General features: G+C 62.6%; 1 protein-coding gene. It reads right to left on the bottom strand.

What is annotated here, in order from left to right:
- The coding region (locus WMK75_RS18955) for a Z1 domain-containing protein (protein ID WP_347269127.1) at positions 1–2,715 on the bottom strand (2,715 nt) is incomplete at its 3' end.
- Positions 2,716–2,723 lie beyond the last annotated feature (8 nt).

The raw sequence follows: 2,723 nt of genomic DNA, 5'->3' as shown, positions 1-2,723 counted from the left end.
CTCCTCTTCGATCTCTTCCTCGCCGAACATCTCGCGCATCCGGATGGTGTTGACGATGTATTCCACGGTGCCACCCTGAACCTCGGATGGCGGGAAGCAGATGCTCCATGCCAAGACCAGATATGGCGATTTTGCCTTCAGCTCTTCTGGAACCACAGGTTCGACGAACCGGAGGATGATCAACGGGCGGCGCCCCTTGACCTCGCAGAAGATGCGGGGCGGAAGGGTTTCCGGAACGGGCTTTCCGTCCCGAATCCGCTCTTCGCGAAACGCATTGGTGGCCGCGTCGATCTGTTCCTTGGTCAGCCCGACACGCTCGTCGCCAGGCGAACCGACGCGTCTGCTGGTGCCGCTGATTGCGAGGACGCCATGCCGCAGATCCGGCTCACCGACCGATCGGCCGAAGGCCCGCATGTCGATCCCGGACAGATTGGCGGATGTCGCATCCGCCTTCTGTGCGCTGGCGAAGAGGACATCCCACTCCCTGAGCTCGGTGTCGGCGCGCACATCTATGTAATCCGACATCAGCCTCGGATCGGTGAGGGGATCAGAAGCATCGGCTCGGAATGCACGCAGGAAATCGCGGATCAGATCGACCGAGACGCCGCTGAAGAGGGTTCCGCGGGAAGGGTTTTGCGGTGCCAGCCCGCTGGCCTGGATTGCCGCCGCCAGTGCCTGCCCGGCCTGTCGGTTGCGGTCCAGCTGATCGCGATCTGTGCGGATGCGTGTCGTTTCGACCAGCTTTCCTGCTAGGCCGACTTTCATCGGGAACTCGCGCCCCGTCCCCATCTTGTTCCGCGCCGTCACGATCAGCGATTCCGGATGGCTGCGAACGGCGAGGCCGAACTGCTCTGGCGTGGCCTTGGCAAGTTCCATGCGCTTCAGCTGGGTCTGCAGGTCGTCCATCGCTTCGTGGATATGGGCATACCAGCCGACACCATCGGCAGGGATCCAGATCCGGCACAGATCCTCGTAGCCCGGCCGGTAGCCGAACCACCGGCCCATCTGCATGAGCGTGTCATACATCATGGAGTTCCGCAGGAAGTAGCTGATCGTCAGCCCTTCCAGCGTCAGGCCGCGCGAGAGGGAGAAGCCGCCGACGGCGATCACCGTCACGCCATGTTCCCCGGTCTGGTCATAGTCGAGCGGCTGCGACCGTTTCGACGCGTTGACTTCGACAACACGCGCTGCAACCAGAACCTCGTGCAGGCGAGCTTGGACGGTGGACCAGTCCGCGCCCTCGGCCCCAGCGAACTCGGACTCCCAGACCGCATGCAGGGCAGCAATCTCGGGGTTGCGCAACGCGACCTTGCCCTTGGCCCCATCGACCGCGACCGCGTCCCGCATCCTGTCGACCACATCGGCCACCCGAGACCGCAACCGTCCCTGGACATCTGTGAAGCGTGAGGCATTGATCAGCATCGAGGCATGGGCGGCCTGCTGGCCGCGGGCATTCCGGATCGCCCGCGCGACGACAAAGGCGCGCACGGCCCGGATCAGGCTTTCCGGCAGCACGTCGACCGGATGGTCGATCTTGTGCTTCATCGGAAGGATGTCCTCATTGTCGTCGATCAGGCGGACGTGCTGGTCACGGGCGTCGAGGAACACCTTCTGCGCCCCGAAGTAGTTCGACGGCGCGTCGAGGCCGATGATGAAGTGCCGCGGGAAAAGGTCCTGCTTCAGCGTCTCGTCGTCGGTATCCGGATCGATGAAGATGTTGGCGAAGGGTGTCGCCGTGTAGCCGACGTAGCAGCTGCGGTGGAAAAGCGAGAGGAGTTCGCGGAGCTGGCCGTTGATGCGGGTCACCTCGTCACGCGCATAGGCCGTGTTGATCGAGGCATTGTCGGCCTCGTCGTCGATCAGCAGCATCGGCTGGCTGACCATCTGGGTGCCCTGGTGAACGGAATGTTCCTTCAGCCACTCCAGCAGGTTCTTCAGCGTACTGGTGTTCTTCTTGATCACCAGCACCACTGGAACGTTGTATTGCCCGATCTGGCTGGTGTTCGTGGTCGCCGTCGCCTTGTTGAAGTCGCGCAGGGTGTTTGTGAGAGACACCGGAAACTCGCGCTGGTCGAATTGGCCGACCCCGATGATCTTCTGACGCTGCGCCTTGTTTGCGTGGGCCAGTCGCCCGGTATCCCGGCCGATGAAGCCCTCGTCGATCCTCGCCTGTGTCTGATTGCGAAGGTTGTTGTGGATGCCCGCGATCACGACGATCAGGCGATAGCCCGCATCCGCCGCCTTGCAGATCAACCCCGTGTAGTTGGCGGTCTTGCCGCTTTGCACATGTCCCACCACCATCCCGCGGCGGCTCCAGGGGCTCAGATTGCGCGGATCGCCAAGACGATCCAGCACACGATCCGTCACCTCGTCCGTCGCGTCGATCACCGACTTCGGCAGTCCCTTAAGGTTCAGGAGTTTGCGGTACCGGCCCCAATAGAAGTCCCCGATCTCGCCGTTGATCCGGGCGTCATGCAGCCAGGGACGGAAATCCTCTGCATCGACAATGGCGCCAAAGCCCATGCTGATGCCGTATTTCTCCTCGATCAGGCGTGCGAGTTCCTCTGCGTCATCATCTTCGACCTGGCCCGCGAACATCGGCATGACACGCAGTTGGGCGATGATCTCCCGGATCGACTGCGCCGTATGGGGGCCGGGCTGCGACGCCATGTACATGGACGTCATGCCCTCGAGGCTGCTCAGGATCTGCTTCACTTGTCTTC

The organism is Paracoccus sp. (in: a-proteobacteria) (assembly GCF_039808215.1).
Lineage (GTDB): Bacteria > Pseudomonadota > Alphaproteobacteria > Rhodobacterales > Rhodobacteraceae > Paracoccus.
This window is presented reverse-complemented; position numbering and strand designations above follow the sequence as displayed.